24 protein-coding genes are annotated in these 21,422 nt (G+C 71.5%); 7 read left to right on the top strand and 17 right to left on the bottom strand.

Annotated elements, in window-relative coordinates:
• The first annotated feature begins 11 nt into the window (after nt 1-11).
• The 5 genes from fabG to K206_RS0113075 all read left to right on the top strand — a co-directional run bounded on the left by fabG (nt 12) and on the right by K206_RS0113075 (nt 4,518).
• Nucleotides 12-743: a 3-oxoacyl-ACP reductase FabG gene (fabG, locus tag K206_RS0113095; RefSeq protein ID WP_020202868.1), complete on the top strand. Its 732-nt coding sequence runs from the start codon at nt 12-14 to the stop codon at nt 741-743.
• Nucleotides 740-1,969 (top strand): beta-ketoacyl-ACP synthase, encoded by a 1,230-nt coding sequence (locus K206_RS0113090; protein WP_020202867.1) that lies wholly within the window; start codon nt 740-742, stop codon nt 1,967-1,969. Before fabG ends, K206_RS0113090 begins: the two co-directional genes overlap by 4 nt.
• A 73-nt stretch (nt 1,970-2,042) precedes the next feature.
• Nucleotides 2,043-2,495 carry a hypothetical protein gene (locus K206_RS0113085; RefSeq protein ID WP_020202866.1) on the top strand — a complete coding sequence of 151 codons (453 nt, stop codon included), beginning with the start codon at nt 2,043-2,045 and terminating at the stop codon, nt 2,493-2,495.
• 31 nt (nt 2,496-2,526) lie between these two features.
• Entirely contained in the window at nt 2,527-3,270 is a 744-nt protein-coding gene (locus K206_RS0113080) for a 4'-phosphopantetheinyl transferase superfamily protein (protein ID WP_029043578.1), read from the top strand.
• A gap of 159 nt (nt 3,271-3,429) precedes the next feature.
• The gene (locus K206_RS0113075; RefSeq protein ID WP_029043577.1) at nt 3,430-4,518 is read left to right on the top strand and encodes an aromatic ring-hydroxylating dioxygenase subunit alpha; all 1,089 of its coding nucleotides are present in this window, start codon (nt 3,430-3,432) and stop codon (nt 4,516-4,518) included.
• A gap of 15 nt (nt 4,519-4,533) precedes the next feature.
• On the opposite strand, the gene K206_RS0113070 is transcribed toward K206_RS0113075, so the two are convergent.
• The 4 genes from K206_RS0113070 to K206_RS0113055 all read right to left on the bottom strand — a co-directional run bounded on the left by K206_RS0113070 (nt 4,534) and on the right by K206_RS0113055 (nt 7,940).
• Nucleotides 4,534-5,289 (bottom strand): IclR family transcriptional regulator, encoded by a 756-nt coding sequence (locus K206_RS0113070; RefSeq protein WP_029043576.1) that lies wholly within the window; start codon nt 5,287-5,289, stop codon nt 4,534-4,536.
• A gap of 122 nt (nt 5,290-5,411) precedes the next feature.
• On the bottom strand, nt 5,412-5,816 hold the full coding sequence (locus K206_RS0113065) for a hypothetical protein (protein WP_020202862.1): 405 nt from the start codon (nt 5,814-5,816) through the stop codon (nt 5,412-5,414).
• A 151-nt stretch (nt 5,817-5,967) separates the two neighbouring features.
• Complete coding sequence (gene fghA / locus K206_RS0113060; protein ID WP_020202861.1) at nt 5,968-6,825, bottom strand: S-formylglutathione hydrolase; 858 nt, start codon at nt 6,823-6,825, stop codon at nt 5,968-5,970.
• A gap of 8 nt (nt 6,826-6,833) precedes the next feature.
• The gene (locus K206_RS0113055) at nt 6,834-7,940 is read right to left on the bottom strand and encodes an S-(hydroxymethyl)glutathione dehydrogenase/class III alcohol dehydrogenase (protein WP_020202860.1); all 1,107 of its coding nucleotides are present in this window, start codon (nt 7,938-7,940) and stop codon (nt 6,834-6,836) included.
• A gap of 275 nt (nt 7,941-8,215) precedes the next feature.
• Between K206_RS0113055 and K206_RS0113050 the strand changes: the two genes are divergently transcribed.
• Complete coding sequence (locus K206_RS0113050; RefSeq protein ID WP_231401603.1) at nt 8,216-9,013, top strand: IclR family transcriptional regulator; 798 nt, start codon at nt 8,216-8,218, stop codon at nt 9,011-9,013.
• Between the two features lie 14 nt (nt 9,014-9,027).
• Here K206_RS0113050 and K206_RS0113045 read toward each other — a convergent pair whose 3' ends face one another.
• The 8 genes from K206_RS0113045 to K206_RS0113010 form a co-directional block, all read right to left on the bottom strand.
• On the bottom strand, nt 9,028-9,378 hold the full coding sequence (locus K206_RS0113045) for a hypothetical protein (protein WP_020202858.1): 351 nt from the start codon (nt 9,376-9,378) through the stop codon (nt 9,028-9,030).
• An 11-nt stretch (nt 9,379-9,389) separates the two neighbouring features.
• Nucleotides 9,390-10,742: an acyclic terpene utilization AtuA family protein gene (locus K206_RS0113040; RefSeq protein WP_020202857.1), complete on the bottom strand. Its 1,353-nt coding sequence runs from the start codon at nt 10,740-10,742 to the stop codon at nt 9,390-9,392.
• A gap of 29 nt (nt 10,743-10,771) precedes the next feature.
• A complete protein-coding gene (locus tag K206_RS0113035; RefSeq protein WP_020202856.1) occupies nt 10,772-11,776 on the bottom strand; it encodes a tripartite tricarboxylate transporter substrate binding protein in 1,005 nt (334 codons plus the stop codon).
• A 287-nt stretch (nt 11,777-12,063) separates the two neighbouring features.
• Complete coding sequence (locus tag K206_RS0113030) at nt 12,064-12,429, bottom strand: hypothetical protein (protein ID WP_020202855.1); 366 nt, start codon at nt 12,427-12,429, stop codon at nt 12,064-12,066.
• Between the two features lie 146 nt (nt 12,430-12,575).
• Nucleotides 12,576-12,869, bottom strand: a complete 294-nt coding sequence (locus K206_RS0113025) for a hypothetical protein (RefSeq protein WP_063826836.1) — start codon at nt 12,867-12,869, stop codon at nt 12,576-12,578.
• Between the two features lie 144 nt (nt 12,870-13,013).
• Nucleotides 13,014-14,192 (bottom strand): esterase-like activity of phytase family protein, encoded by a 1,179-nt coding sequence (locus K206_RS0113020; RefSeq protein WP_020202853.1) that lies wholly within the window; start codon nt 14,190-14,192, stop codon nt 13,014-13,016.
• 11 nt (nt 14,193-14,203) lie between these two features.
• Nucleotides 14,204-15,547, bottom strand: a complete 1,344-nt coding sequence (locus K206_RS0113015; protein ID WP_020202852.1) for an NTP/NDP exchange transporter — start codon at nt 15,545-15,547, stop codon at nt 14,204-14,206.
• Between the two features lie 7 nt (nt 15,548-15,554).
• Nucleotides 15,555-16,481 carry an aldo/keto reductase gene (locus K206_RS0113010; protein WP_020202851.1) on the bottom strand — a complete coding sequence of 309 codons (927 nt, stop codon included), beginning with the start codon at nt 16,479-16,481 and terminating at the stop codon, nt 15,555-15,557.
• A 475-nt stretch (nt 16,482-16,956) separates the two neighbouring features.
• Here K206_RS0113010 and K206_RS40855 point away from each other — a divergent pair, with 475 nt between their 5' ends.
• Entirely contained in the window at nt 16,957-17,607 is a 651-nt protein-coding gene (locus tag K206_RS40855) for a DUF6869 domain-containing protein (protein ID WP_020202850.1), read from the top strand.
• A 220-nt stretch (nt 17,608-17,827) separates the two neighbouring features.
• Here the strand turns inward: K206_RS40855 and K206_RS0113000 are convergent, their stop codons facing one another.
• The 5 genes from K206_RS0113000 to glmS all read right to left on the bottom strand — a co-directional run.
• Nucleotides 17,828-18,157: a hypothetical protein gene (locus tag K206_RS0113000; RefSeq protein ID WP_020202849.1), complete on the bottom strand. Its 330-nt coding sequence runs from the start codon at nt 18,155-18,157 to the stop codon at nt 17,828-17,830.
• Between the two features lie 252 nt (nt 18,158-18,409).
• Nucleotides 18,410-18,973, bottom strand: coding sequence for a cysteine hydrolase family protein (locus K206_RS0112995; RefSeq protein WP_020202848.1), 564 nt, complete (start codon nt 18,971-18,973; stop codon nt 18,410-18,412).
• Between the two features lie 57 nt (nt 18,974-19,030).
• Nucleotides 19,031-19,477: a MarR family winged helix-turn-helix transcriptional regulator gene (locus K206_RS0112990; protein ID WP_020202847.1), complete on the bottom strand. Its 447-nt coding sequence runs from the start codon at nt 19,475-19,477 to the stop codon at nt 19,031-19,033.
• A 131-nt stretch (nt 19,478-19,608) separates the two neighbouring features.
• On the bottom strand, nt 19,609-19,746 hold the full coding sequence (locus K206_RS43685; protein WP_020202846.1) for a hypothetical protein: 138 nt from the start codon (nt 19,744-19,746) through the stop codon (nt 19,609-19,611).
• A 347-nt stretch (nt 19,747-20,093) separates the two neighbouring features.
• Nucleotides 20,094-21,422: glutamine--fructose-6-phosphate transaminase (isomerizing) (gene glmS / locus K206_RS0112980; RefSeq protein ID WP_020202845.1), on the bottom strand; the 1,329-nt coding region annotated here is incomplete at its 5' end.

Genomic DNA, 21,422 nt, shown 5'->3' with positions numbered 1-21,422 from the left:
GGACAACAACCATGACGAACCGGACCGTGCTCGTCACAGGGTCATCGCGCGGCATCGGCCGCGCCATCGCGCTGCGCCTGGCGCGCGAGGGCTGCGATGTGGTGGTGCATTGCCGCGCGCGGCGCGAAGAGGCCGAATCGGTCGCCGACGCGGTGCGCGCGCTCGGCCGCGGCGCGCGCGTGCTGTGCTTCGACGTGCGCCAGCGCGAGCAGGCCGCCGCCGCGCTGCTGGCCGACATCGAGGCGCACGGCTGCTACTACGGCGTGGTGTGCAACGCCGGCATCGCGCGCGATGCCGCCTTCCCGGCCATGACCGGCGAGGAGTGGGACGAAGTCATCCACACCAACCTCGATGCCTTCTACAACGTGCTCAATCCCGTGGTGATGCCGATGGTGCAGCGGCGCAAGCCGGGCCGCATCGTCACGCTGTCCTCGGTCTCCGGACTGGTGGGCAACCGCGGGCAGGCCAACTACAGCGCGGCCAAGGCCGGCATCATCGGCGCCACCAAGGCGCTGGCCATCGAGCTGGCCAAGCGCAACATCACCGTCAACTGCGTGGCGCCGGGCCTGATCGACACCGAGATGGTGGAGCCGCACGTGCTGGAGGAAGCGCTGCGCATGATCCCGGCGCGCCGCATGGGCACGCCGGACGAGGTGGCCGCCACGGTGGCCTTCCTGATGTCCGCCGACGCCGGCTACATCACGCGCCAGGTGATCTCGGTCAACGGGGGGATGTTCGGATGAAGCGCGTCGTCGTTACCGGAACCGGCGCGGTCAGCGCGCTGGGCAATGACTGGGCCACCGTGCGCGAGCGCCTGGCGCAGGGCCGCAACGCCGTCGTGCACATGCCCGGCTGGCAGGAATACAAGGGCCTGAACACGCAGCTGGCGGCGCCCGTGCCGCCGTTCGCGCTGCCCGCGCACTACACGCGCAAGGCCACGCGCGCGATGGGGCGCGTGGCCGTGATGTCGGTGCTGGCCAGCGAGGCCGCGCTGCGGCAGGCGGGCCTGCTCGGCGATCCGCTGGTCACCGGCGGCAGGCTCGGCATCGCCTACGGCTCGTCGACCGGCACGCCGGCGGCGGTGGCCGACTTCGGCCGCATGATGAACGAGCGCACCACCGAGGACATCAGCGCCACCACCTACATCCGCATGATGCCGCACACCACGGCGGTCAACATCGGCGTGTTCTTCGGCATCACCGGGCGCATCATCACCACCTCCAGCGCCTGCACCTCGGGCAGCCAGGGCATCGGCTACGCCTACGAGGCCATCCGCAGCGGGCGCCAGGTGGCGATGCTGGCCGGCGGCGCGGAGGAGCTCGACCCGACCGAGGCCGCGGTGTTCGACACGCTGTTCGCCACCAGCACCTGCAACGACGCGCCCCACACCACGCCGCGCCCGTTCGACAGCGAGCGCGACGGCCTGGTGCTGGGCGAGGGCGCCGGCACGCTGCTGCTGGAGGAGCTGGAGCACGCGCAGGCGCGCGGCGCGCGCATCCTGGCGGAGCTGGTCGGCTTCGGCACCAACAGCGACGGCGCGCACGTGACCCAGCCCCAGGCCGGCACGATGGCGCAGGCCATGCGCCTGGCGCTCGAGGACGCCGGCGTGGCGCCGTCGGCCATCGGCTACGTCAATGCCCACGGCACCGCCACCGACCAGGGCGACATCGCCGAGTCGCACGCCACCGCGGAAGTGCTGGGCGGCGCGGTGCCGGTCAGCTCGCTCAAGAGCTACCTGGGCCATACGCTGGGCGCGTGCGGCGCGCTGGAAGCGTGGATGACCATCGAGATGATGCGCGAGGGCTGGTTCGCGCCCACCATCAACCTGGCCACGCCGGACCCGCGCTGCGCGCCGCTCGACCACATCATGGGCGCGGGCCGCCGGCTCGATATCGACTACGCCATGAGCAACAATTTCGCGTTCGGCGGCATCAACACCTCGCTGGTGTTCCGCCGCTGGCGCGGGTAGCCGGACCCGGGCGGCTCCCCGGCGGGGCCGCCCGCGTTTTTTCCTGATCGACAAAACCAACAAAGGAAGGTCAATGAAGCACGCTCTCCCGATCCTGGCCGCGACCGCCGCGGTTGCCATGCTGCTGTCCACGCCCGCCGCGGCGCGCGACACCAGGTACATGCTGCCGTTCAAGGATGTGCTGGACATGCCCGAGGCGCAGGAAAAGCTCGACGGTTCGGTCAAGTTCTTCCTGGCCGGCCAGGGCAAGCCCAAGGTGCTCGAAAGCAAGGAGGAGGACGTGTCCAACCGCAAGACCAACAGCTTCGGCAAGAGCGACGAGGAAGCCTGCCGCTGGGCCGCGCTGTCGGCGCTGATCGCGTTCCAGGACAAGGCCAGGTCGCTCGGCGTCAACGCCGTGGTCAACGTGGTGAGCTACTACAAGAAGACCGAGGTCGCCAGCGCGACCGAGTACGAATGCCACGCCGGCGCCGTGGTGGCCGGCGTCGCGCTCAAGGGCACCTACGCCCGCGTCGCCGCCCGGTGACGGGCGACGCCGCCCGCGGCTGAAGCGCGCCATGCCGCCAATCGTGCAACCTGGGGCGGTCCACGTGCGGGTGGCGGACGTGGACGCCACGGCGGCGCTGGCGCCGCCGCCCGCGCGCTGGATGAGCGCGCAGGAGGCGCGCCGGCTCGGCGAGCTGCGCGCCGGCCCGCGCGCCGCGCAGTTCGTGGCCGGGCGCTGGCTGGCGCGCGCGCTGCTGGCGCAGGCCTGCGGCGGCGCCTGGCAGGACTGGTCGCTCGACGCCGCGCCGGACGGCCCGCCGCGCGCCAGCGGGCCGGTGCCCGCGCATGTCTCGATTTCCCATTCCGGCGGCCTGGTCGCCTGCGCCGCGGGCCATGCGCCGCTCGGGCTCGACCTCGAGTGCGTGCGTCCGCGCCGCGGCCTCGACGCCCTGATCGGGGCGGTCAGCAGCGCCGCCGAGCGCGCCGCCATGCCGGCCCTGCTCGCCGCCGACGAGACCGCGCGGCTGGCCGCGTTCTTCGAACTCTGGACCCTCAAGGAAGCCTGGCTCAAGCGCGCCGGCGGCGCGCTGTTCCAGACCATGCTGGGCCACGCGGTGGCCGTTTCTCCGGCTGTGTCTCCGGCCGTCTCTGCGGCCATCTCGCAGGACGGCGGCGCCGGCCATGCCGCCAACGCCTGCACCTGGCAGCACGGCGGCGCCATGCTGGCGCTGTGCGCCGGGCCGCCGCCCGCGCTCGCCGGCGCCTTGCCGGCGGGCCTGCGCTACTGGCGCCTCGCCGCCGCGCAAGCGGCCTGACCGTCACGCCGCCGGCAGGGCCGCCGCAGTGGCGTCGGCGACCTTCCTACATCCGGATCGCGTGCCTTCGGGTAGACTGGGCAGTGCGAGCGCCCTCCGCCCATGCAACCGGCTCACCGAGATTCCCGGATTCCCGACTACGCGAGGAGAATGTCCCCCATGCATGCAGTCCCGTTGCTTGACAGCAGTGCCAACGATAGCCCTGCCGAAGCGCCCCTTCGCGACCTGCGCCGCGTCGCGATCCACCCCGATCACTGGTATCCGCTGGCCTGGTCGCGCGAAGTCAAGCGCGGCAAGGCGCACGGCGTGCGTTTCGCCGGCGAGCCCATCGTGCTGGTGCGCACGGAGTCCGGCTCCGTGTTCGCGCTCGAAGACCGCTGCGCGCACCGGCAGGTGCCGCTGCACGAAGGCGTGGTGGCCGGCGAATCGATTCGCTGCTGCTATCACGGCTGGACCTACGATTGCACCGGCAGCTGCATCGACGTGCCCTACCTGGGCCGCGAGCGCCTGCCCAACGGCGTGCGCGCCTATCCGTGCCGCGAGGCCGAAGGCCTGATCTTCGTCTTCCCGGGCAGCGCCGTGCTGGCCGACGAGACCCCGCTGCCCGCGCTCGGCTCGGTCGCCGACAAGGCCTACAAGACCCGCCGCTTCGGCCGCGAGGTCAAGTGCCACTACTCGTTCATGCACGAGAACCTGATGGACATGAACCACCAGTTCCTGCACCGCCGCCAGATGGGGCAGATGCGCGCGCGCTCGCTGGGCCGCCGGCGCGGCGACGGCTGGGTCGAGGTGGACTACACCTTCTCGCGCGAGGAAGGCAAGCAGCCGGTGGGCGAGGCGCTGGTGTTCGGCAGCGGCAAGGGCGGCGGCCAGAACAACAAGGACGTGATGACGGTGCGCACCAGCTATCCCTACCAGACGCTGCAGATCCGCACCGCGGAAGGCACGCTGGTGATGGACCTGTGGATCGTCTACGTGCCGCTCGACGCCGAGCAGCGCACCAACCGCACCTTCGGCCTGCTGTCGATCAAGAAGCCGGGCATTCCCGGCGCGCTGGACCTGGCCTGGCCGCTGCTGGTCTGGTTTACCGAGCGCATCTTCAAGGAAGACCGCGAGATCGTCGAGATGGAGCAGGCCGCGCACGATGCCCAGGGCGCCGACTGGAACCACGAGGTGTTCCCGGTCATCAACGAGCTGCGCGACCTGCTGCGCCAGAACGGCGGGGCGGAGACGCCGCGCGCGGCCTGATCCCGGGCGCGGGCGCTACTTGGAGAAGCGGTTGCGCTCGTCGCGCTCCAGCGTGGAGCAGGCGGTGCGCAGCATGGCCGAGAAGCGCGTGAGCGCCGGCTCGATGCGGTAGGCCGGGCCGGCGATCGAGATCCCGTAGCACTCGCCCGACAGCCGCACCGGCCACGCCAGCGCGCCCACGTCGGGCAGCGACTCGCCCAGGTTGACGAAGCAGCCGCGCTCGGCCGACGCCTTCAGCTCGGCCTCGAGCTGGGCCGCGTCGGCCACCGTGCGCGGCGTGAAGCGCTCGAAGCCCAGCTGCGCGATCAGCGCGCGGCGCTCGTCCTCGGGCATCGCCGACAGTAGCGCCTTGCCGATCGAGTTGGCATGCAGGTCGCGCCGCTCGCCCGCGGTGGCGATGTAGCGGATGGCGTGCGGGGACTCCAGCACGTCCAGGTACACCACCCATTTCCCTTCGTGCAGCTTGCCGATCACCACCGTCTCGCCGGTGGCGGCGCGCAGCTCGTTCATGGTGCCGTGCACGCGGTCCAGCACCGGGTCGTGCCGCGCGATCTGCTGGGCCATCGCCAGCAGGCGCCCGGTCGGGTAATAGCCCTGGCGGCGCCCGGTCTCGTAGAGATAGCCCAGCGAGGTGAGGGTGCGGATCAGCGCCAGGCAGCTCGACGCCGGCACCGCCAGCAGCCGGGCCAGCTCCGAGAGCGAGAGCGCGCGGCGCTCGCGCGCGAACGTTTCGATGATCTCGAGCACGCGCAGCGCCGTCTTCACGTTCATCGGCGGCGCCTTGTTGTCGTTGGCGGTCATGGCGTTGCCCGGTGCGCGCGCCGGGCGGGTCGGAAAAGAAGCGCTAATCATAGTGCATCGGCCGGCCATGCGCGGCCACGGCCGGCGTGCCGTTACTGGGTGGCGGCCGGCACCGCGCCCGTGCCGGCGGTTCCCGGCAGGCTGGTGCGCAGGCCGCCGCCATCCTGGCTCGCGCCGCTGGTTGCCGCGCTGCTGGTTCCGCTGCCGGCTCCGCCGTTCGCGCCATCCGCCGCGCCGTCCTGCGAGCGCTGGCGGCCGCGTCCGCGGCCGCGCATGCCGCCGCCACCGCCGCCCACGGGCGCGGCATGGTTCTGCCGCAGTTCCCGGTTGATGCTGTCCACCGTGCGCGGCCCCGGCGTCATGCGCGCGAAGTTGCTGTTGATCGCGTTGATGGCCTCGTCGCCGGTGGCGGGCGAGCCCTGGGCGAACACGGCGGCCGGCAGCGACAGCGCGGCCGTCAGGCAGATCAGTCGGAGCGGTTGGGCGATGCGGGTCATGGCGGTCCTCCGGGGCGGGCTGGCAAGCGATCCGGCGGATGCTAGCAGCGCGCGCGGACGCGCCGCAACGTCGGCAACGTAGCGTTGCGTTTCAGCGCGCGCCGGCGTGTTTCAACGTATTACGCAGGCGGCGCCCGCTGCCCTTGCGCCGCTAGAGCTGCGCCGCGTGGTGCCGGATGTGATCCTCGACGAAGGTCGAGATGAAGTAGTAGCCGTGGTCGTAGCCCGCGTGGCGGCGCAGCGTGAGCGGCTGTCCGGCGGCGGCGCAGGCGGCCTCCAGCGCTTCCGGGTGCAACTGCTCGGCGAGGAATTTGTCGGCCAGGCCCTGGTCGACCAGGATGCCGCCCGGGAAGGGCGCCGCGCCCTGGCGCGACATCAGCGCCGCGGCATCGTACTGCGCCCAGGCCGCGCGGTCGTCGCCGAGGTAGCGGCTGAAGGCCTTCTCGCCCCACGGGCAGCGCGTGGGCGCGGCGATCGGCGCGAACGCGGACACCGAGCGGAAGCGCTGTGGATGGCGCTGCGCCAGCACCAGCGCGCCGTGCCCGCCCATCGAGTGGCCGAACACGCCGACGCGCCGCGGGTCGGCCGGCAGTTCGCCGGTGACGATGCCGAACAGTTCCTGCGTGACGTAGCTCTCCATGCGCCAGTAGCGGCTCCACGGCGCCTGCGTGGCGTCGAGGTAGAAGCCCGCGCCGGCGCCGAAGTCCCACGACTCGGCCTCGCCGGCGATGCCGGTGTCGCGCGGGCTGGTATCGGGCGCCACCAGGATCAGGCCGTGCTCGGCGGCGAAGCGCTGCGCGCCGGCCTTGATCATGAAGGTTTCCTCGGTGCAGGTCAGGCCCGCGAGGTAGAACAGCGCGGGCAGGCGCCGCGCCGGCGCGGCCAGCGCCGCCGCCGGCAGGAACACCGAGAAGCGCATCGGCAGGCCGATGGCCTGCGAGGCATGCCGGTAGAAGCGCTGCACGCCGCCGAAGCAGCCGTGCTCCGAGAGCAGTTCGAGCGTGCTCATGGCCGGCCTCAGTACAGCACCACCGAGCGGATCGACTCGCCGCGCTTCATCAGGTCGAAGCCTTCGTTGATGCGCTCCAGCGGCAGCGTGTGGGTGATCAGGTCGTCGATGTTGAGCTTGCCTTCCATGTACCAGTCGACGATCCGGGGCACGTCGGTGCGGCCGCGCGCGCCGCCGAAGGCCGAGCCCTTCCATTCGCGCCCGGTCACGAGCTGGAACGGGCGCGTGGAGATTTCCGCGCCGGCCTCGGCCACGCCGATGATGATCGACTTGCCCCAGCCCTTGTGGCAGCACTCCAGCGCCTGGCGCATGACCTTGGTGTTGCCGATGCACTCGAACGAGTAGTCGGCGCCGCCGTCGGTGAGCTGGATGATGTGGTCGACCACGTTCTCGACCTCGTTCGGGTTGATGAAATGCGTCATGCCGAACTTGCGCGCCATCGCCTCGCGGCCCGGGTTCAGGTCCACGCCGATGATCTTGTCGGCGCCCACCATCTTGGCCGCCTGGATCACGTTCAGGCCGATGCCGCCGAGGCCGAACACCACCACGTTGGCGCCGGCTTCGACCTTGGCCGTGAACAGCACCGCGCCCACGCCGGTGGTCACGCCGCAGCCGATGTAGCAGACCTTGTCGAACGGCGCGTCCGGGCGGATCTTGGCCAGCGCGATCTCCGGCACCACGATGTGGTTGGCGAAGGTGGAGGTGCCCATGTAGTGGAAGATGGGCTTGCCGCCGATGGAAAAGCGCGAGGTGCCGTCCGGCATCAGGCCCTTGCCCTGGGTGGCGCGGATGGCCTGGCACAGGTTGGTCTTGCGCGACAGGCAGAACTTGCACTGGCGGCATTCCGGCGTGTAGAGGGGGATCACGTGGTCGCCGGGCCTGAGCGAGGTCACGCCCGGGCCCACGTCGGTGACGATGCCGGCGCCCTCGTGGCCGAGGATGGCCGGGAAGATGCCTTCGGGGTCGGCGCCCGAGAGCGTGTAGTAGTCGGTATGGCAGATGCCGGTGGCCTTGATCTCCACCAGCACTTCGCCGGCGCGCGGGCCGTCCAGGTCGACGTCTTCCACGGTCAGCGGGGCGCCGGCTTTCCAGGCGATGGCGGCTTTGGTCTTCATGATCGGTTTTCCTTGTCGTGTGGCGGCGGCCGGCTGGCCGGCACGGTGTGTGTCGGGGCGCAACGAGCCCGGCGCCGGCATGGGGAGGCGCGGCGCGGGGGCGATTCGTTCGTCAGGGGAAGACTATACGACCATCCGGCTGGCCGTTGGCGCCCGAGGCGGCGGATTTGGCCCGCGCCGCCCCCAGATTGGCCGGAATCGCGGGCTGGCCGCGGGCGAGGGCCGGAGTGCTCCCGATTGACCGCCGGCGAGGCAACCGCTTAAATGACCGGCTCATGACAGACGATCCGACGCCGCCGCCAGCTATGCCTCCCGCCTCGCGCGCCTCTCCCGTGCAGCGCGCGCTGTGGATCCTGCGCGCCCTGTCCGACCCGCAGGTGCGCCGCCTGTCCGACGTGGCGCGCGCCACCGGCCTCGATCCGGCCACCGCCTCGCGCCTGCTGGAGCTGCTGGTGGCGGAGGGCTTCGTCACGCGCGATGCCGGCCGCCGCTTCGGCATCGGCCCGGAAATCTTCCAGCTGGCCGACGTGGCGCAGCGCCGCGTGGACCTGCGCGCGCTGGCGCGGCCGAGCCTGGAGCGGCTGGTCGAGGTATTCGGGGACACCGCGGTGCTGACGCTGGCCAGCCGCGGCGAATCGGTGGTGGCGGACATCGAGCTGGGCACCTTCCCGATCCGCGCCAACTACGTGGAGATCGGCACGCGGCGTCCGCTCGGCGTGGGCGCCGGCAGCCTGGCGGTGCTGGCGTGGATGCCCGAGGCCGAGCGCGCCGCGCGCTTCCGCCTGGGCAAGAGCCAGCGCGCGCGCTATCCGCGCCTGAACGCCGAGGTGATCGGCGAGCAGATCGACGCGGCGCGCGGCCGCGGCTACGCGCTGTTCCTGGACTGGGTGGTGGACAAGATGGGCGGCATCGCCGTGCCGCTGCTGGACTACGAGGGCCGGCCCATCGGCGCCTTGAGCGTGGCGGCGCTCAGCGAGCGCATCCTGGCGCGCGAGGCGAAGATGGCGCGTGTGCTCAAGGAGGAAGCGCGGCGCGTCACCAGCGCGTGGGCGCGCCGCGTGCTGGTGGACTGAGGCGCGCGGCGTGCTCAGCCGGCCGGCCCGCGCAGCAGCGGCGCCAGTTCTTCCGGCACTTCCACCTCGAAGCGCAGCACCGCGCTCGCCAGCGCCTTGCCGTAGTTGTCGAGCGCCAGGCTGCGCGAGACGCCGCCGCCCAGCGCGCCATGCGCCACGAAGTTCAGCACCTGCAGGCCGTCGGCCTCGAAGCGCTCCACCTTGCCGCTGACCACGCCGCCGTACAGCGCCTTGAAGGCGGCGGCGGTGAGCTGTGCCTTGAGATGGGGATAGAAGGCCGGGTCGTAGGCGATCACCGCCGTGTTGGAAATGTCGCCCTTGTCGCCGGAGCGGGTATGCGCGAGGCGCCTCAGTGAAACCTTCATCGCGGGTTGCCTCAAAGGTAGTGGATGTCGGAGCTGACCTGCTCGCGCGGCACCAGCGCGGACCACACGCCGATGATCTCGCGCGTGCGTTCCTGGTGCGGCACGCGCTTGCCGGTGGAGGCCAGCCCGCACACCGCCATGCTGTCGATCTCGCGGCCGACCTTGGCGGCCTCGGCGCGCGTGCGCGTGCGCGCGGCCACGCGCACGGCGATCTCGTTGGGCTCGCAGGCCGGCGCTGGCGAGGCGTCGCCGTGGATGGCATTGACGCCGAGGAAGTCGATGCGCAGCGCCTCGGCCCGCAGCCCGGCCAGGCGGAAGCGGTGCTCGAGGATGGTCTTGGCCAGGCGCGCCTTTTCCAGGCAGCCGGGACCGGCGTAGAAGAACATGTCCTCGCCGATGAAGCCCTCGGTGCAGCCCAGCGAGACCTTGAGCGTGGGCGTGCGCGGCGCGCCGCCCACGCCGCCGATGCGGACCTGGTCGGGCGCGACCTGCTCGAGCTGCGCCGTGGTGAAGTCCACCACCACGTCCGGCGTGATGTAGCGGCGCGGGTCGTGCACCTCGTAGAACATCTGCTCCTTCACCGTCTGCAGGTCGATGCGCCCGCCGGTGCCGGCCACCTTGGAGATCACGGCGGTACCTTCGGCGTCCACCTCGGCGATGGGGAAGGCCAGGTTCCAGGGCTCGGGCACGTCCTTGTAGCCGGGGTCGCCGAAGTAGCCGCCGGTCACCTGGGCGCCGCATTCGAGCAGGTGGCCGATGGCGCTGCCGCGCGCCAGCAGCGCCGTGTCGTCGGCGCGCCAGCCGAAGCTGTGCATCATCGGCGCGAGGAACAGCGAGGGATCGGCCACGCGCCCCGTGACCACGATCTGCGCGCCGGCTTCGAGCGCGCGCACGATGGGCGCGGCGCCCTCGTAGGGCTCGGCCGAGATCAGCGACTCGCGCAGCGTGGCGATGGGCGCGCCGCTCTCCAGGATCTCCAGCGCCTGGTCGCAGATGGTGCCGGTCAGGTCGGTGGTGGTGATCGCGGCGATCTTCACGCGCGGCAGGCCAAGCTCCCCGCACAGCTGCGCGATGCGCCGCGCCGCGCCGAGCGGGTTGATCCAGCCCTGGTTGCTGACGATGCGCGTGCCCTGCGCGATGCAGTGCGGCAGCACCGCGCGCATGCGCTCGTCGAGATAGGTGTCGTAGCCTTCGAAGCTGGCGTCGCGGCGCTTGCGCACCTGCGCCGCGGAGACCGTGGCTTCCGCCATCGTCTCGAAGCAGAGAAAGTCGAGCCGGCCGTGCTGCGCGCTCAGCGCCGCGGGTTCCACGCGGTCGCCCCACCAGCCCGAGCCCGAGCCGATGCGGATGGTCCTTGTTGCCATGAGGAATTCCTTGTCTGTGGGGCGGCCGGCTATTGCGCCTGGATGCCCGCGTTCTTGATGACGCGCGACCATTTCTCGGTATCGGCGCGGATCACCGCCGCGAAGGCGGCCGGCGTGTCGCCGCCCGGCACCGCGCCAAGCTGCTCGACGCGCTGCCGCACCTCCGGCGTGGCCAGGATGCGCGCCACCGCCTGCTGGATGCGCGCCACCAGCGCGGCCGGCGTGCCGGCCGGCGCCAGCAGGCCGAACCAGGAGTTCACCACGTAGCCGGGCAGGCCCGATTCCGCCACCGTCGGCACGTCCGGCAGCACCGGCGCGCGCTGCGGCGTGGTCACGGCCAGCGCGCGCACCTTGCCGGCCTGGATCTGCGCCAGCGCCGAGGGCAGGTTGTCGTACATGAGGTTGACCTGGCCGGCCAGCAGGTCGGTCATGGCGGGCGCGGCGCCCTTGTACGGCACGTGCTGCATCTTCACGCCGGCCATGCTGTCGAGCAGCTCGCCGGAAAGATGCGGCGAGCCGCCGGTGCTGGTGGACGCATAGTTGAGCTTGCCCGGCTGCTGCTTCGCCAGCGCGATCAGCTCGGCCACCGACTTGACCGGCAGCGTGGCGTTGGTCAGCAGCACGTTGGGCGAGTTGGCCACCAGCGTGACCGGCGCGAAATCCTTGCCCGAGTCATAGGGCATGCGCGCGTAGATGAACTGGTTGGTGACCTGCGTGCCGAGCGTGCCCATCAGCAGCGTGTAGCCGTCCGGCGCGGCCTTGGCCACGGCTTCGGCGCCGATGTTGCCGCCGGCGCCGGGCCGGTTGTCCACCACCACGGTCTGGCCCAGCGCCTCGCCGAGCTTGAGCGCGACCAGCCGCGCGAGGATGTCGGTGGTGCCGCCCGGCGTGAACGGCACCACCAGCCGGATCGGCCTGGACGGATAGGCTTCGGCCGCGTGAGCCGCGCTGGTCGGCAGCGCGGTCAGCGCGAGCGGGGCGCACAGGGCGGCACAGGCCAGCGCGGCCAGGCGCAGGGTGGCGCGTCGGTTCATGGTTGTCTCCTCGCAGGCGCCGCCAGGATGGCGGCGCATGGTGGCATTGCCGCGTGCGTCGGTGCGCCGCGGCGTTTTGTTTATTGAAAACTGCTGGCGGTGATCTTATTCACGTGCTGGTTTCAGCGTCAAACAATGGCTGGAAATTTTCATTGAATGAAAATGCCGGACGGAGGCGCGCCGCGCGGGCGGGAGGGGGAGGAACGGGCGGGGAGAGATGTGGCCGGCGGCGGGAAGACGGCGCGCCCGCGCAGCCCCGAGGGCCGCGCGGCGGCGCGTGTGCCAGCTCAGTAGGACGGATACGGCTGCTGGTACTGCTGCGGATAGGGCTGCTGCTGGTAGTACGGCACGGCCTGCACCGGCTGCGGGCCGCACGGCACGTAGGCGCGGTCGTAGTTGCTGTAGCAGTAGCCCGGGGGCGGCGCGTAGGCCGGCGCGGGCGCGGCGGCCATCACCGGCTGGCTGGCCACGGCCGCGCCGACGGCCAGGCCGACCAGCGCGCCGATGGCCAGCACCGCGGCGGCACCGCCGCCGCCGCCACGGCCATGATCGCGCCCGTGTGCCGAGGCGGGACCGGCCGCGAGCAGCGAGGCGGCAAGCAGGCCGGCGCCGATGGCACGGACTGCACGGCTGGCACGAGTGGGATTGCGCATGACTGGCTCCTGATCCTGATGGCGGCCGGCGCAAGCGCGCTGGCCATGAAGTCATGCTAGGCCCAAGGTGTCACTGCAATATTACGGCGCGGTTAGCAGATGTAACGCCGGCCCGACCCGTGCCGCCCCCTGCGCGCGCGCCGGGCTCAGGGCGCCGGGCGCGGCGGCGGGGACGGCTGCGGCCCAGCCGCGGGCGCCGGCACGGCCGACGGCTGGGCGCCCGGCGACGGCTGCGCCTTCTTGTGGTGATGCCGGTGCTTGTGCTTGTGTCGCTTGTGCGGCGCGGGCTGCGCCGGCAGCGGCGTGGCGGTGGCGCGCTCGCCCTGCGGCCTTTGCGGCTGGGGCGGTGGCAGTTGCGCGTGGGCGATGCCGCCCAGGGCGAGGGCGGCGAGGCTGGCGCCGAGCACGGCTGCCCTGGCGAGGATCCGGTGTGTTTTCATGGGGAATCTCATTGGTGCTTGCTGCCGGGTTGGTAATATTCCGTCACCATTATCGGCGTTCGCCGGGGTGGCGGGGAGCGGGAGGAGGCTAAAAGAGGCCAAAAGAAGCCGGTTCGCGGACCAGCCCCCGTGTTCTGGCGACGTTCATGGCGGGCAGATGCCGCTGTCCGGTAGCACGTCGAAGGCCAGCACCTGCATGACCTGCCGCGGGTTGAAGTTGTCGTCCGACACCATCGCCAGCGTGGCGCATCCGCGCCCCGTCTTCGGTCCCCAGGCCAGTCCTTCCAGGTTGTCCAGCCGCGGCAGCGCCAGCTTGCGCAGGCCGGACACCAGCCGCTTGCGCGCCGGCACGTAGTCCGCGCCCGCCAGCGCGGGCAGGTCGCGGATGTCGCTGGCGCCGCGCAGGTCCATCTCGTACAGGCGGATGTCGTTGGCGAAGCTGCCGTCGGGTTGGCGCACCGCGGCCCGCTCGAGCACCAGCAGGCGGTGCGCGTCCACCGCCAGGATCTCGGTGACGCCATTGTTGGCCGGCACGTCCTGCCCGGGCATCGCGGGGATGGCATCGACGGGGTAGGCGACCTGCCGCAGCACGCGGCCGTCGCGCGCGAACTCGGTGATGCGCGCGACGGCGCCGTGGCCGCGCGCGGGTTCCGGGCCGTCCTGCTGCAGCGGGCCTTCCATCGCCACCCACAGCGAGCTGCCGTCATGCGAGAAACTCAGGCCCTCGAAGGTCAGGTTGTCGCGCGAGCCGTAGCCCGCCTGCCGGCACATGGCGAACATCGCAGGCGCGGCGATGCGGGACAGGTAGCGGCCGTCGCGCGCCACGTGGATGACGGCCGGGTCTTCCTTGAGCGAGCAGTCGCCCTCGGTGGCCAGCCACAGGCTGCCGTCCTGTGGATCGATGCGCACGGCTTCGAAGTCCGGCACCTCGCCGCGGCCCTCGAGCCATTGCCGGCGGCCCGGAAAAACGGTGCCGTCGGCTTGCCGCGGCACGATCACGCCGTCGAGCGCAAGCGCGTGGAACCCGTTCGCGTCGTAGCGCATCGTGGCGGTGTAGAGGCGCGCCGGGCCGAGCGCCGAGCGGTCGTCGCTGACCAGGAACCACGTGCCGGAGCGGGCGTCGTAGTCGATCCCGGACAGGCCGCCGACGATGGTGTCCCGGAACGGCTGGCGCAGGGCGATGCGCTGCTCGCCGAGCAGCGCCAGCGCGGCCGGGCCCGGCGCGGGAGTGAGTGCGGGAGCGGGCGGACCGGCGCAGCCCGCGGCGGCCAGGACCGTGGCAAGCGCAGCGGCAGGCAGCCACGCGCGCGCGGCCGTGCGCAAGGCCCGCAATCTCATGCGCCGCCGGGCCGCCCGGGCGCCGCTTCCAGCCGCGCGGCCGGCGGCTCGGTGCCGGCGCGGCCTTCGTGCCGGCGGCCCAGCCACCAGCCCAGCCAGGCCCAGCCCAGCGCCAGCACGGCGCCGGTGAACGCCACCACGGCGGGATGGCCGGAGAAGGCGTCGATGGCCGTCTTGATCCATGCGCTGACGGCGTCGCCGGCGCGGTAGACCGCGGTGTCGATGACGTTCTTGGCCTTGTACTTGGTCTCGGCGTCCACCACCGTGAACAGCATCTCGCGCCCCGGGCGCAGCAGCGCGTATTCGCCCACGCGGCGCAGGATCATGACCGCCGCCAGCACGCCGAAGGCGGGCCACAGCGCCAGCGCGAGGAAACCCAGGCCGGTGGCCAGCGGCACCGCGCCGAGCAGCATGGTCACGCCGTAGCGCCGGGCGATGCGCCCCGAGAAAAACACCTGGACCAGGATGGTCAGGCCCTGCACCACGGCGTCGATGGCGCTGAACACCTGGGTCTGCTGCGTGCGGCTGGGGAAGGTCTGCGCCACCAGCCGGGCCTGCTCGAAGTAGAGGAAGGTGCTGGCGGTGGCCAGCAGGATCACGAACAGGCCGATGCCGAGCAGGTAGCGCGAGCGCGCCACCAGCGTCAGCCCGGCCCACAGGCCACCGCCGATGGGCCGGGCCGGGTCCTGCGGCAGCACCGGGTCGTTGGCCACCGGCACGCCCGCGCCGGCGCGCCGGCGCCAGCCGAACAGGAAGCCCGCGCCCGGCAGCGTGGCCGCCAGCAGCGCGGCCGACAGCAGCATCAGCCCGGTCAGGCCGATGCGCGGCACCAGCCAGCCGCCCAGCACCGGGCCGGCCAGCCCGCCCGCGCTGGCGCCCGCGGCCAGCAGCGCGAACAGGCGCCGCGCCTGGCCCGGGCGGAACACGTCCGCCATCAGGCTCCACGCCACCGACACCACGAACAGGTTGAACACCGACAGCCACACGTAGAACGCGCGCGCCAGCCACAGGTTGTCGGGCGCGGCGCGCGTGGCCAGCGCGAAGCCCACCAGGTTGGCGACGAAGAACGCGTACACCCACGGCACGAAGCGGCGGCGCGGCAGGCGCGCGCTGCACAGGCCGTAGATGGGAATCGCCACCAGCATCACCACGAAGGTGGCGGTAAACAGCCACTGCAGGTTCCGCACGCCGCCGGCGATGCCCATCGTCTCGCGCACCGGGCGCAGCATGAAATAGCTGGCGAACAGGCAGAAGAAGAACAGGAAGCCGGCCACCACGGCGCTGCCTTCGCCGGGCTGGATGCCGAGGCCGCGGCGGGCTGCCAGGGTCGGTGCGCTCATGGCCGGTTCAGGCCAGCAGCGCGGCGATCTGCGCGCGCTGGCCGGCGTCGGGCATGCGGCCGAAGCCGGCGCCGAGATTGTCCTGCATGTTCCTCGGCTTGGAGGTGGCGGGGATGGCCGCCGTCACCGCCGGATGGCTGACGATGAATTTCAGGAACAGCTGGCCCCAGGAGGCGCAGTCGAGCTCGGCCGCCAGCGGCGGCAGCGGCCGGTCCCTGACCGCGCGGAACAGCCGCCCGTCCTGGAACGGGCGGTTGACCAGCACCGCCACGCCGCGCTCCTGGCACAGCGGCAGCAGCGTGCGCTCGGCATTGCGCTCGGCCAGCGAGTAGTTGAGCTGGACGAAGTCCAGGCGCTCGGCGCGCACGATCTGGATCAGCGCCTCGTGCGCGTCCTCGCGGTAGTGGGTGATGCCGACATAGCGCGTCTTGCCCTGTTCCTTGAGCTGGCGCAGCAAGCGCAGGTTGTCGCGCCAGTCGATCAGGTTGTGCACCTGGAGCAGGTCCACGCTGTCGCTGCGCAGGTCGCGCAGCGATTGCGCCCACTGCGCCTGCGCCGGACTGCCGGCCGAGGTGGAAATCTTGGTGGCGAGGAACACCTTGGCGCGGGCCTGCGCGCTGCGCAGCAGGTCGCCGGTGACGGCCTCCGCGCTGCCGTAGCTGGGCGCGGTATCGATGACGGCGCCGGGCGTCTGCAGCAGCAGCGCCAGCACCTCGGCCAGCGGGGCGCGCTCGCTCGCCTCGGTGCCCACGTTGAAGGTGTCGGAGGTGCCCATGCCGATCACGGGCAGGGTCTCGCGGCCGCCGGGAATCAGGCGGCGCAGCGGGCCCGGCGCATGCGGCCCCGCGGCGGGCCAGGCGCTGCCGGACAGGCCGGTCAGGGCCGCGGCGAGACAGGTGCTGTGGCGAAGGAACCGGCGTCGATCGGATGACATGGCGATCTCCCTGCTTGCTGGGGCTGGCCGACATCTTCTCACAGATGGCATGGCCGCTGCTGGGCGCGGCGAGCGGGTGGGAGGTGGCCGGCAAGCGGGCAGGATGGCGTGGCAAGAGCGCTGGAGCGCGGAGCCGGCGGCGGGGCATTCTCATGGTTAACCCGCCCCGGCCCCCGCTCACTCATCCGGGCGAGGGATTGCCGCCTATCATTGTTCTGGATCCGCCGCAGGGGATCCGCCGCCCGATTGCAGGCGGCGGCATGGTGGCGGTTGTGGCGAGGCAGCCTGCACGGGTGGCTGCCGGGCGGGGCCCGGTACAGAGGGGACAGCCGGGGCAGTACATGAGTCGACCAGCGCGGAGCCGCTGGCGGACAGGGGCAAGCCGGACCGGCTGCCGGCCGTCGCCCGGGACAGGGCGCGGCGGCGGTCGCCGGCCGGACCCATTCGTTTTTCAGGCGGGTAGTCCGGGGGGACGATGGAAACCCATGAGCAAAAGCGCCTGGTCAACGCTTACATCGAGCGTTACAGCCGCTACGATCCGGCCATCGGCCGGCATGAAGTGCGTTCGTTCTGGGTCTGGCAGGCCTGCGACTGGCTCTGCGTCAACGACCCCGACCAGTTGTGGGCGCTGGTGCTGGAGATCCTGACCCGCACCGGCAACGAGCGCGTGCTCGGCGCCCTGGCCGCCGGCGAACTCGAAGACCTCATCGAATATCACGGCCCCGCGTTCATCGGCCGCATCGAGCGGCAGGCCGCGCGCGATCCGCGCTTTCGCCGCCTGCTGTGCGGCGTGTGGCGCAGCTCCACGCCCGAGGTCTGGGCGCGCATCCTCGCCGCCAGCGACGGCAATTTCAACGACGTGCCGCAGCGCGCGATGTGGATCTGCCATGACCGGCGCGCGGGTCCGGAGCCGCTCGGGCCGGCCTCCGGCAGCGCCGCGGCGGCCACGGCCGCCGAGGGGCCGGGCGAGGCGGGCGCGCGCAAGGTGGCGGCGCGCGTCGTGCCGGGCGCGTTCCAGCCCATTTCCGCCGCCGAGGCGCGCGCCGCCGCGCCGGACCCGGTGAAACAGGCGCATGCCGGGACACCCGTGCGCCACGGCGCGCGCGCCATTTCTCCCGATCCCTGATTCCCGACCCCAGGCCCCGGATCCGCCCTGGATCCGGGCGCGCACGGTCAGGTTCAGGTTCCGGTTGGCCACGCGGCCGTACTGATTTCAATATTTAAATAACTGTCGAAATAATGGCTGGACGATGCCCCGCTGCAACCTGGTCCCGCGCGGCACGGACGTGGATGCGCGCAGGACCAGTCACGGGCCGGGCCGCAAGCCCGCTCCGTGGCGGGGACGCTCAGGCGCCCGGGGTTTCCGCCGCGCGCTTGTCGGCGTCGCGCAGGCGCTTCACTGCCTTGCCCAGCAGGCCGCCTTCGCTGTCGGCGATGGCGCCTTCCAGCGACTGCAGCGCTGCCGTCACCTGCGCGCCGTGCGCGGCGGAGAATACTTCGTCCGCGACCAGCGCATCGGCTTCCTTGCGGGCCCGCTTGCCCAGCTTGCGGGCGAACTCGGGGTCCAGCTGGCCTTGGGCGGTCGCGTTGGCGATATGGTCGAGCAGGGCGATCAGGCCTTGCGCCGTGGTAGTAGCCGGGATTGACTCCTCGACCTTCCTTGGCTTTTTGGGCATCGTTTTATTCCTCCAGTTAGGGTTCGATTCTATAGCGGGGGAGGGTAGCCATCCTGCTTCCCCGTATGAAGAGATTGTGACAACTGTCATAAAAGCATGGGATGGCAGGGCGGGACACCGCAGGCATGCAGCGTAGCGCATTCCGGCGCGAAGCGCTGCTTTGGCTGGCCGGGCAGGGAAACGCGGCGCCTTCACGCCGCGCCGCGGGTGCCGTCCGTCATGGCGCCCGCGCGCGCCGTGCCGCGGCGGCGCTCATGCGCGGGTCCCGCCGAGCAATTCGGCGATCTCGCGCGTGGTGCCGGTCTCGCCCAGCCGCGGGAAGATCCGCGCGACGCTGTTGGCGTGCGCGTCCGGGCGCATGTCGGTGATGGCGTCCAGCGCGAGCGTGACGTTGTAGCCGAGTTCGTGCGCCTGCCGCGCGGTCGATTCCACGCCGATGCTGGTGGACACGCCGGCAATGACGACCTGCGTGACGCCCAGGCCCTTGAGGTGCGCGTCGAGGCCGGTGCCGGTAAACGCCCCCCAGGTCCGCTTGGTCACGAGGTGGTCGCCCGGCTGGCGGTCCAGTTCGGGCACGAGGTCGGCCCAGCCGGGCGGAAGCTGCCCGAAGTTGCGCGTCTGCTCGGCCCGCCCCGGCGCGCCGCCGGCCACGTTGACCAGCACCACCGGCAGGCCGTGGCCGCGGAAGGCGGCGGCCAGCGCGCCGGCGTTCTTCACCACCTCGCCGATGGGATGGACCGTGGGGTAGGACACGATGCCCTGCTGCAGGTCGATGACGATGAGGGCGGTCCTGGGGTCGAGCGTGGTCGTTGTCATGGCGTTTCCTTGGGAAGGGGGAGCGGCGAGTGCGATGTCGTGCGTCGGGCGGCGGCGTCAGGACGCCACCAGCCGCGCCAGCAGCGCGACGGCCGCGGCGAGCGCATCCTGCTCGGCCGGCGCGAGCCGGGTCTCGATGGCATGGAACAGCCAGTCCTCGCGCGCCGCGCGGCCGGCCCGGACCGCCTCGGCGCAGGCCGGCGTGAGCGACAGGACGGTCTGCCGCCCGTCGCTGGGATCGGGCGCGCCGCTGACGAGCCCGGCCGCCTTGAGCACGGCAACCGTCTCGCCCATCGATTGCGGGCGCATGCCCTCGGCCCGCGCCAGCGCCGATACCGTCGCCGGCCCTTCGCGCTCCAGCCGCAGCAGCACGCGCAACTGGGTCCAGGTGAGATGGCTGAAATGCGACTTCTCGCGCAGCCGCCGGGTCAGCTTGCCCAGCACCACGCGCAGTTCGGCGGCCAGGGCGTGCGCGGCGTCGGAATCCGTGTGCGGGGCGGTCATGTCGGTCGCGGGAAATTATGAAGGTTAGCTGTGAAGGCTACCTTCATATATGGTCGGCAGTCAAGGCGGCGCGGTAAACGGCGCGCAGCGGCGAAGCGGGGAGAACGATGGAGCGCGGGACCGCGTGCCGGTCAGAGGCTGGAAGCGATGTCCAGCCCGGCCAGGGCGACGATGGCGCTCATGGCCAGCATGGCCGTCGAGTGCTGCCCGAAATAGACCAGCGCGGCTGCCGACCAGCTTGCCGTGGCGAATGCTGCAAAACGTTTCATGCTCTGAACGCCGGGGGCGGCGGCCTGCGGATGAAGTCGAACGGAGGCGGAAAAAAATAAACCCGCCCCGAAGGGCGGGTTGAATCCATGTCGTTGGAGACAAGGAGGAGACAGGTGTAAGTATAAACCCTAATCCAATCCTGTCTAGTGGGCGGATTGGAGTGTTTGCTCAAAAACATCGTTGTGGCGGTGCATCATTCACATTTGCTCGCGAAGAATCGGCTTTGAGTCACTTCTTGCGTGTTGCCTGTCGTGCCGTTCCGACAGGATTCGGGGTGCGGGGACGGGGCATGCGGCTTTCCCGGCATGTCCAGGCCCGCCACGGCGTCACTGCGCCGGCAACATCGCTACTCCACCGTCACCGATTTCGCCAGGTTGCGCGGCTTGTCGATGTCGGTTCCGCGCGCCAGCGCGGCATGGTAGGCCAGCAACTGCATCGGGATCGTGTGCAGGATCGGCGACAGCGGCCCGTAGTATTCCGTGAGGCGCAGCACTTCGATGCCGGGGCTCGGCGCGATGCCGCAGTCGCTGTCGGCGAAGACGAACAGCCGCCCGCTGCGCGCGCTGACCTCGTGCATGTTCGACTTGAGCTTTTCCAGCAGGCGGTCGTTGGGCGCGACCGCGACCACGGGCATCTCGTCGCTGACCAGCGCCAGCGGGCCGTGCTTGAGCTCGCCGGCCGGATAGGCCTCGGCATGGATGTACGAGATTTCCTTCATCTTCAGCGCGCCTTCCATCGCCACCGGGTAGTGCATGCCGCGGCCCAGGAACAGCATGTTCTCGCGGCGCGCCAGCAGTTCGGACCAGGCCATGATCTGCGGCTCCAGCGCCAGCACCTGGCGCATGGCGTCCGGCAGGTGGCGCAGCGCGCGCAGGTGGTGCTGTTCGTCCTGCGCGGAAAGCCGCCCGCGGATCTGCGCCAGCGTCAGGGCGAGCAGGAACAGCGCCACCAGCTGCGTGGTGAAGGCCTTGGTGGAGGCCACGCCGATCTCCACGCCGGCCCGCGTGATGAAGGTCAGCGCGCATTCCCGCACCAGCGCGCTGGTCGGCACGTTGCAGATCGCCAGCGTGTGGCGCATGCCCAGCTGGCGGGCCACCTCGAGCGCGCCGAGCACGTCGGCGGTCTCGCCGCTCTGGGATACCGCGACGACGAGCGCGTTCGGGTTCGGCACGCTTTCGCGGTAGCGGAACTCGCTCGCGATCTCCACGCTGACCGGCAGCCCGGCCAGGCTTTCGATCCAGTACTTGGCCGTCAGCGCGGCGTGATAGCTGCCGCCGCACGCCAGCAGCAGCACCGAGTCGACCGCGTTGAACACGCGCCACGCCTTGTCGCCGAACAGCTCCGGCATGACCGCGGTGACGTCCTGCAAGGTGTCGGCCACCGCCTGCGGCTGCTCGAAGATCTCCTTCTGCATGTAGTAGCGGTACGGGCCGAGCTCGGCGCTGCTGCCGTGCGCCGCCACCCGCGCCACGGGGCGCTCCACGCGCTGGCCGGCGGCATCGACGATCCAGTAGCGGTGCAGCTGCACGTCCACCACGTCGCCGTTCTCGAGATAGGCGATGCGGTCCGTGACGCCGGACAGCGCCATCGCGTCGGACGCCAGGAAGTTCTCGCCTTCGCCCACGCCGACCACCAGCGGCATGCCGCTGCGGGCGCCCACCAGCCGGTGCGGCTC

The organism is Cupriavidus sp. WS (assembly GCF_000395345.1).
Lineage (GTDB): Bacteria > Pseudomonadota > Gammaproteobacteria > Burkholderiales > Burkholderiaceae > Cupriavidus > Cupriavidus basilensis_B.
Note: the sequence above shows the minus strand (reverse complement) of the source record. Positions and strands in the feature narration are given on the sequence as shown.